Origin of the sequence: Streptomyces sp. NPDC102437 (assembly GCF_044765565.1) — a bacterium.
In the GTDB taxonomy this organism is placed as follows: domain Bacteria; phylum Actinomycetota; class Actinomycetes; order Streptomycetales; family Streptomycetaceae; genus Streptomyces.
This window is the reverse complement of sequence record NZ_JBIWKI010000064.1, coordinates 21,405-29,043: the sequence shown is the minus strand read 5'-3', so window position 1 is coordinate 29,043 and position 7,639 is coordinate 21,405. Positions and strand designations below refer to the sequence as shown.

At 68.8% G+C, this 7,639-nt stretch carries 9 protein-coding genes; 8 read left to right on the top strand and 1 reads right to left on the bottom strand.

The window, feature by feature from the left end:
* Nucleotides 1-469: 469 nt before the first annotated feature.
* Nucleotides 470-1,879 carry a Twin-arginine translocation pathway signal gene (locus ACIRJP_RS38695; protein ID WP_404185172.1) on the bottom strand — a complete coding sequence of 470 codons (1,410 nt, stop codon included), beginning with the start codon at nucleotides 1,877-1,879 and terminating at the stop codon, nucleotides 470-472.
* Between the two features lie 500 nt (nucleotides 1,880-2,379).
* On the opposite strand from ACIRJP_RS38695, the gene queC reads away from it, so the two are divergent.
* The 8 genes from queC to folE are packed head-to-tail and all read left to right on the top strand — an operon-like array spanning nucleotide 2,380 to nucleotide 7,521.
* Entirely contained in the window at nucleotides 2,380-3,060 is a 681-nt protein-coding gene (queC, locus tag ACIRJP_RS38690) for a 7-cyano-7-deazaguanine synthase QueC (protein WP_404185169.1), read from the top strand.
* Complete coding sequence (locus tag ACIRJP_RS38685) at nucleotides 3,057-3,746, top strand: 6-pyruvoyl trahydropterin synthase family protein (protein WP_404185166.1); 690 nt, start codon at nucleotides 3,057-3,059, stop codon at nucleotides 3,744-3,746. Before queC ends, ACIRJP_RS38685 begins: the two co-directional genes overlap by 4 nt.
* Nucleotides 3,743-4,459, top strand: a complete 717-nt coding sequence (locus tag ACIRJP_RS38680; protein WP_404185163.1) for a 7-carboxy-7-deazaguanine synthase QueE — start codon at nucleotides 3,743-3,745, stop codon at nucleotides 4,457-4,459. Before ACIRJP_RS38685 ends, ACIRJP_RS38680 begins: the two co-directional genes overlap by 4 nt.
* Nucleotides 4,449-4,895 carry a DUF6884 domain-containing protein gene (locus tag ACIRJP_RS38675; RefSeq protein ID WP_404185161.1) on the top strand — a complete coding sequence of 149 codons (447 nt, stop codon included), beginning with the start codon at nucleotides 4,449-4,451 and terminating at the stop codon, nucleotides 4,893-4,895. Before ACIRJP_RS38680 ends, ACIRJP_RS38675 begins: the two co-directional genes overlap by 11 nt.
* Entirely contained in the window at nucleotides 4,892-5,464 is a 573-nt protein-coding gene (locus tag ACIRJP_RS38670; protein ID WP_404185159.1) for a phosphoribosyltransferase, read from the top strand. Before ACIRJP_RS38675 ends, ACIRJP_RS38670 begins: the two co-directional genes overlap by 4 nt.
* Nucleotides 5,465-5,513: 49 nt before the next feature.
* A complete protein-coding gene (locus tag ACIRJP_RS38665) occupies nucleotides 5,514-6,212 on the top strand; it encodes a PIG-L deacetylase family protein (RefSeq protein ID WP_404185156.1) in 699 nt (232 codons plus the stop codon).
* Complete coding sequence (locus ACIRJP_RS38660; RefSeq protein ID WP_404185153.1) at nucleotides 6,212-6,922, top strand: WbqC family protein; 711 nt, start codon at nucleotides 6,212-6,214, stop codon at nucleotides 6,920-6,922. The genes ACIRJP_RS38665 and ACIRJP_RS38660 overlap by 1 nt, the downstream gene beginning before the upstream one ends.
* 32 nt (nucleotides 6,923-6,954) lie before the next feature.
* Nucleotides 6,955-7,521 carry a GTP cyclohydrolase I gene (gene folE / locus ACIRJP_RS38655; protein WP_404185150.1) on the top strand — a complete coding sequence of 189 codons (567 nt, stop codon included), beginning with the start codon at nucleotides 6,955-6,957 and terminating at the stop codon, nucleotides 7,519-7,521.
* The last annotated feature ends 118 nt before the right edge of the window (nucleotides 7,522-7,639 follow it).

Genomic DNA, 7,639 nt, shown 5'->3' with positions numbered 1-7,639 from the left:
AGGATCAGGCGAAGGTCGCTCTCGCGTCAGGCACTCAGCCGAAAGCGACACCAAGTTTGACGCTACGTTCGACCACGGACGATAAACGCCAAGCTTAGGGCTTGCCGGGAATCAACACGTCGATTTGATCTTGGTTTTGTCGGGGTCGAGGAACCTCGCGATGTCAGCTGGTGTGCGGAAACGGGCGGTCGAGGCAGGGATGTGAACGCCGTGGGCTTCCAGGAGGGGGCGGACGTCTTTCGAGGCCCACAGCATCGGCGGCGCAGACACTCTTGCGTCCCGGAGGTCAGGCAACCGCATGAAGCAGTGCGGGCACGAGTTGGGCGCAGCGGGGCGCTCCGATGCACTCGGCCAGCGCGAGGGCTTCGAGTGCGTCGGCGCCCGCGGCTTCGGGTTCGCGGCGGCTGAGGTGGCCGTGCCCCTTGTAGGCGAGCAGGATTCCGTGCCCCGCTGCGACCGTGCTGGGCGGCTACGCGGCTGTTCCGTCGGCACGGATCGGGGCCGGAAGAGTGCGCAGGCGTTCCGCCAGCTCGGTGGCCGAGCCGGCCGTCGAGGTATCGAGCAAGCGTCCGAGTCGTGTCAGACGGTCTCGGGCGGTCGCTCGGAGCCGTGGTGGAGGGATCTGGTCGAGCACGCCCAGGGCTCGAGTGGCCGCCTGATCCGGGGAGTCGCGGGCCTCGGCGAGCGCGAGGACCAGGGTGGCCGCTACCCACGCCGGGGTCTCGGCGGGGGCGGCGGCGATCGATTCGCGGGCGACGTCGGCGGCCCGGCCGAAGCGTTCGAGGGTCAGGTTGGCCTCGGCGACGTGAAGACGGTGCTCGGCGCAGTCGTACCCGAAGCGACCGGGCAGTTCCATGGCGGAGCGCATGATCTCGTCGCTTTCGCTGACGACGTCGTCCGCTTCCGACGCCTGCTGTGTGGCAGCAAGGGTGGGCAGCAGGGCCCAGCCCAGGAGCTGTGCGCGGCGCAGGCCCGCGGGTGCATGCTGAAGGCCGTATCTGGCGTGCTCGCGGGCGTGGTCCCAGTCCCTGCGGGCGGTGGCGACCATGGCCAGTGCGCCGCTGGACCAGGCCGTGAGTGCCGGTTCGCGGGTGGATTCGCCAAGGGCGCCCGCGAGGGTGAGATGGGTTCGGGCTCCAGCACGATCGTCAAGGTGGTAGGCGAGGTTGCCGAGAAGCGCGGACAGCCATCCGACCTGCCGCCGCAGGCCCTCCGTGACCGTACGGTCTGCTCCGGCCATCGCGGTGGAGAGCAGGTTGCGGGTCTCGCGGACTTCTTCGAGCAGGACAGCTGGGGGGTGCTTGCTGTAGTTGAGGGCGTAGTGCTCCACGGCCGCCTCAGCCAGGGTGACAAGGGCCGGGGAGCCGCCCGGGGCGTCCAGGACGGCCCACTGCACGGATTCGCGGATGGCGGGCAGCCCGCTGGCGGTTGTCATAGGTCCCTTTCGGCCGGTGATCGTCTCCTCGCGCTGGTGCTGACCGTAGTGGAGCGGCGGCGGGGATGCGCAGGTGCTGCACCACAGGCAGTTTGTCGCGAGCCCGAGTTGGTCGGGGTTGGCCCCGTACGCGCGGGAAATCATCAGTCGGTACTCGTCTCCGGGCTGCTCCTGCCCGTGCTCGTACCGGCACAGAGTGGCCTGCGTCAGACCGGGCGGCCGCAGGCCGTCAGCCCGGTAGATAGCGGCTACCTCGCGGACCGCTTGGGGCCGCGACCACCCCAGCGCCAGACGCCACGCCTCCAGGGCCGTGAGCTCCGGCAGCGCCGTCCGGAGGGTGGTGACGATTCGTTCCTGGGTGTGCCCGTCCCGCTGGCACTGAGCGCGGATCCGGGATGCCTCCCGCTGGATCTCCGCGCGACGATCTCGGGTAACTCCGCCCACTGCCCGCCCCTCTGTCGTTTCGTCTCATCTTGGCCCCGTCCCGGTCCGTGTGGAAGCCGAAGGACATTGCGTCGGGCCGTCAATGTTTCGACACCACACCGGCAATGACGGGCAGTCACTCGACCGTGCATCGTGAGAGACAGCATCTACCGCGAGCTGGACCTCCTGATCCGCCGGTCTGCTCTCGCCTTGAAGCAACGTGCGAGCGCACAGCCCTCCAGGGCTCGGGTCCGGTGGCCGGCTCCTGTGTGAATTCGTCCGGCGGCCCAAGCCGACTCGTCCCCACTTCACGAAGGAAGCTCATGGACCTCCACGGTCACAGCGAGACCAGCGGCTGACACGACTGCGGGGATCACTGGCGCCTCCAACACCGAAGCACAACCAGCGACTCCTTCCCAGGCAAGCAAGCCCCAGGTCCAGAAAATCCACTGCCCCGGACATGATCCGGGGGACCTCGGAAAGGCACATCCATGCCTCAAACAGTGTTACCGCGTCACGCGGTGCTCATCTTCTCCGGCGGCTTGGACAGCGCCGTCACCGCCTACAAGCTCCGCGACGAGGGCGTCGTCGTGAACTTGATCTCGTTCAACTACGGGCAGCGCCACGTCAAGGAGCTGGCCCACGCAGCCAGCTTGGCAGCTCGGCTGGACGTGGCCCACGACATCGTGGACCTGACGTCGCTGGGCCAGATTCTGGGCGGATCCGCCCTGACCGACCCGACTGTCCCGGTACCTCACGGGCACTATCGCGCCGAGACCATGCGCAGCACGGTCGTTGCGAACCGCAACGCGATCATGCTGGAGATCGCGGCCGGCTCGGCGGTCGCCTTGGGGGCTGATGCTGTCGCGTTCGGTGCGCATTCCGGCGACCACGCAATCTACCCGGACTGCCGGCCGGAGTTCTTCACCCTCATCCAGGCATCCATCAAGGCCGGGAACGAGGGGCACATCGCCCCCGGCTTCCAGCTTGTCGCCCCGTTCCTGGATCTCACCAAGGCCGACATCGTGCGCGAGGGTGCACGTCTGGGTGTGCCCTTCGGGCTGACCTGGTCGTGTTACGAGGGCGGCGACGTGCATTGCGGTGCCTGCGGGACTTGCGTCGAGCGCCGGGAGGCATTCGCCGAGGCCGAGGTGGCCGACCCCACCGTCTATGCGCCGCCGCAGAAGGGAACAGTCCAGTGACCAGCCCCCTGCCCATGTACCGGATCGGGAAGAGATTCCGCTTCGAGGCCACCCGGCAGCTGGCCAATGGTGACTTCGATGGCCACTCGTTCACCGCGGAAGCTGTGCTGTCGTCCCCGGTGCTCAGCCCCGTCGGTTTCGTCGCCGACTTCGGCGACCTGGCCCATCTCGACAAGTACATCAATGGGGCTCTGGATCACCAGGTCCTCAACAAGTCGGTCAAGGACGTCTCCGACGAGGGGATCGCCGAGCACCTCGTTGTGTGGGCGCGCGAAAACCTGCCGCCCGACGTCGCGTCCGTAGTGGAATCGGTCCGCGTGCAGACCGGGAGGCCGCAGGCTCCCCCGTCGGACGCGTTCATCGCCTTCGGAGCATCGCACCAGCTGCATGGGCTGCGCAAAGGTCACCCGTGCGGGAATCTACACGGCCACTCCTACGTGCTGAGTGTGCCCGCCTCCGCCGTCCCCCGGCTCAGGGACGTTCTCGTACTGCTGGGCGAGGAGCTGCGCTGCACCGTGAACGGCCGGGTTCTGAACGAGGTGATCCCCGGGTTGAACCCGACCTCGGAGAATCTCGCCCAGCACTTCTCTCAGTGGCTGGCGGACAGGGCCCCGGCAGGCGGCGTGTGCGCGCGGGTCTCGGAGACGGAGACCAGCTGGGCCGAGTACGCAGGAGGCACCGCGTGAGCACGCTGCCGCGCGTCGGGTTACGAATCCGGGTTTCCGAGAAGTTCGGCAGCACGGTCCAGGGTGAGGGCTCCAGCACCGGGGTGCCGGCCTGCTTCATCCGGCTCGCACTCTGCAACCTCGTCTGCTCCCCGTGCGACACCCCCTACACGTGGGACACCACCCGCTATGACCTGCGCAAAGAGGCCCATTATGAAAGTGCTGAGGAGCTGCTGGCGTGGGCTCTGGACCAGCCCGAGGATCTCGTGGTTGTCACCGGTGGCGAGCCGCTGGTCCAGATGGCCGGCGTGACGGCGCTGGTCCAGGGACTTCGGGCTGCCGGGCGGATGGTGGAGATCGAGACCAACGGCACCATCGCCCCGTCGGAGGACCTGGTGGCGGCCAGACCGTACTTCAATGTCTCGCCCAAGCTGTCCCGGTTCGGCGCGGGGATGCCAGAGACCCGACGGCTCGTTCCCGAGGCCCTGCGGGCCTTCGTCGACACCAGAAGGGCACGCTTCAAGTTCGTCGTCTCCGAGCCCGGCGAGGTAGCGGAGGTCGCCGCGCTGGAGGACGCCTACGGACTGACCGACATCTCGGTGATGCCGGAGGGCACGGACCCCGAGACCATCCTCGCGGGAATGCGTGCTCTGGAAGACGCCGTGCGGACGCGGGGCTACCGGCTCGGCACCCGCTTGCACGTGCTGCTGTGGGGTGACGAACGTGGCCGCTGAACAGGCCACTGACGGGCTCGTGGTCGTGGCGTGCTGCAAGGAAAAGCGCGTCACCTCCAGCCCCATTCCTGCGCTCGATCTCTACGAAGGGTGGGTTGTCCCGCTGATCCGGGACCGGGTCGCCGCGAACAGCACCGTGCGGAGCCGGGTTCTGGTGCTGTCGGCCCTGCACGGGCTGGTCACCGCCGACACCCTTGTCACCACCTACGAGCAGCCCATGACCGCGGAGCAGGCGAGCGCCCTGAGCGGGACTGCGCCTGCGGGACTGCGCCGGCATCTGGCCCGGTTTCCCTCCACCGGAGCCCTGCTGCTGATGGAGCCGCCGTACGCCCGCGTGCTGGGCCCAATTCAGGTCCCGCGAACGCACCTGATCAGCGACCCGATGGGCCGCCACGACGACATCCACACCATCCTCGACTCCTGGAGCTGGCCGTGACCAAGCGTGTCTTCGACAACCGCCGCATCTGGCGGCTCGCCCACAGAGAGTTCCTCACCGCTGCATGCCTGATCGCCGAAGGAGAAACCAAGGACGCGCCTGTAGCCGTCGTCGGGATCGCCCGTGGTGGGATCCGCCTGGCTGAGATCGTCGCGGAACAACTCAGCATCCCGGCCACCGTTGTGCGGGCCCGGCACAACGTGAGCGAGGGCATCCAGCAGCCTGCCACCGGCCGGGTCCTCCTCGACGACGACCACAATGGGGACGCGGTCACGCAGCTCCCCCACGGTGCCCCGCTGCTGGTCGTCGACGACATCTGCGGGTCCGGGGCGACGCTGCGCGCCGTCGAGGACATGCTCACTGCCTCAGTACGCCCGGCCAGGATCCGCACCGCGGTGCTCTGCCGCAACGAGGGCTCCGACTTCCTGCCCGACAGGTGGGGTTGGGACGTCGCCGACTGGGTGCATTTCCCCTGGGAGCCCGAGCCGGAATCCGGTCACCTCTCCGAGCTCCTGCCCCCGCTTACCGGCTTGCGCAGCTCCTCAAGGCCGTTCCCGCCCCGCACCTGAACAGTCTTCGCGCCCGTTGCCCTTCTACGGATCAAGAGGAGGCAGGCCCATGCTCGGCCTGAACCCCGGCGACCACGTCCTGGCCGTCGCCCCGCACCCCGACGACGAGACCCTCGGAGCCGGAGGCACCATCGCCCGCATGACCGCCGCCGGGATCAACGTGCACGTCCTGGCCGTGGCGTGTATGACCCAGCCCCGCTGGGGAACCCCCACCAATAGCCGGCTGCGGTACGAGGAGTTCCACGCTGCCTGCGACGTCCTCGGCGTCAGCGGTCGCACCATCGTCTGGAGCGACGACAGCCGCGCCACCAACCTCGCCGGACACAGCGCGGATCTCGTCCGCCTCATCGAGGCCGGCCCGGACCTGTCCCTGACGGCGCTGGAGCCGGCCGCGCTCCTCATCCCGGCGGCCGGATCCGTTCACCAGGACCACCAGGTCGTCCACCAGGCCGCCTACGCGGCGGCGCGGCCCAGCGGCTCCCTGCGGCACTGGCCCCAGATGGTCCTCGGCTTCCACGGCCCGGAGGACCACGCCTGGAGCCCGGCACCGCCGCGCGCCACCGTCTGGGTGGACATCACCAGCACCGCGGCCGTGAAGGACAAAGCCCTGGCCTGCTACGCCCGCGAGCTGCGCGATCACGACCACCCTCGTTCCCTGGGGCAGATCCGGGCGGCCGACTCCGTGGCCGGTGCCGGGTGCGGCACCGAGCGGGCCGAGGTGTTCGTGGCCTACCGGATGGCCTGCTGATGGACGGACACGTTCTGGTTGCCCACCAGCCGGCCTATCTTCCCTGGCCCGGCTACTTCTCTCGCCTGCTCGGCGCCGAGGAACTGGTCCTGCTCGATCACGTCCAGTTCGCCGAGCGCGGCTGGCAAAACCGCAACCACATCCGCGGCAACGCGGGGCCGGTCCGGCTGACCGTGCCCGTGCGACGCCACTTCGGCCAGAGCATCGCGGACACCCGGATTGCCGACGGCTCCTGGGCCGGGCGGCACTGGCGCAGCCTCGCCCAGACCTACGCCCGCGCCCCCTACTGGCCCGATCTCCGCGAGACCCTCGATGCCGTCTACCGCACGCCGTGGACCCATCTTGCAGGCCTGAACGAGGCCCTGCTGCGGGTGATGCTCGATGCTTTCGGGCTGCCCTTGCCGATGGTCCGCACCAGCGAGCTTGCCCCGGCCGGGTGGCAGACCGACATGCTGATCGATCTCTGCCGCAAGCGGAGCGCGACGCGCCTGCGTGTGGGAACCGGTGCACCGGCCTACCTGGATTTCGGCCGCCTGGCCGAACACGCCATCACTGTCGAGGTCGCCACCTACTCGCACCCCGAGTACGGCACCGCACCTGGATGGCGCCCCGGCCTGAGCGCCCTGGATCTGCTCCTGCACGAGGGCCCCAACGCTCTTTCCATTCTCCGTGCCGGCGCACGGACCGAGACGAAAGCTGTCGCCCTATGACGAACCCAACCAGCCCCTTACCGCGCCCGCAAGTGAACGTCGAACAAGTCGCCGCCCTCTACTGGCAGCTGCTCCTGGCTGTGGGAGAGGACCCCGAGCGCGAGGGCCTCCGGGGTACCCCGAAACGAGTCGCCCGCTGGTGGCAGGAGTTCATCGACCACGACCCGGGCCGCACGGACACCGCCTTCGAAGAAGACCTGGTCGCAGACACCGACCGGATCGTCGTCGTGCGCGGGATCATCGCCTGGAGCCTGTGTGAGCATCATCTGATGCCCATGAAGCTGGAGTTGTTGATCGGCTACCGGCCCTGCGGCAGTGTGCTGGGCCTGTCGAAGTTCGCCCGGATCGTCTCCGCCCACACGCACCGTCTCCAGCTGCAGGAACGAATCGTGGACGGCGTCGCCACAGATATTGCCAAGGCGACCGGATCCGCCGATGTCGGGGTGGTCGCCGACGGCGAGCACCTGTGCATGAGTATGCGGGGCGTGCGCCAGGACCAAGCCCGCACCCTGAGCCACAACTTCAGCGGCGCGTTCGCCGACGGTGGCGCCCCCGGGAACCAGCTGCTCGCCATCGCCGCCAGGACTGAGCTCCGGTGAGCGGACGCCCGGAGCCCGGACAGGGCCGTCTTTCGCTGGAGGCAAGCCCGCGTGTGCTGGTGAGCGGACCGGTTCTTCCTCCGGGGAACGTGCCTGCTGCCCGGGACAGCTCCACAGT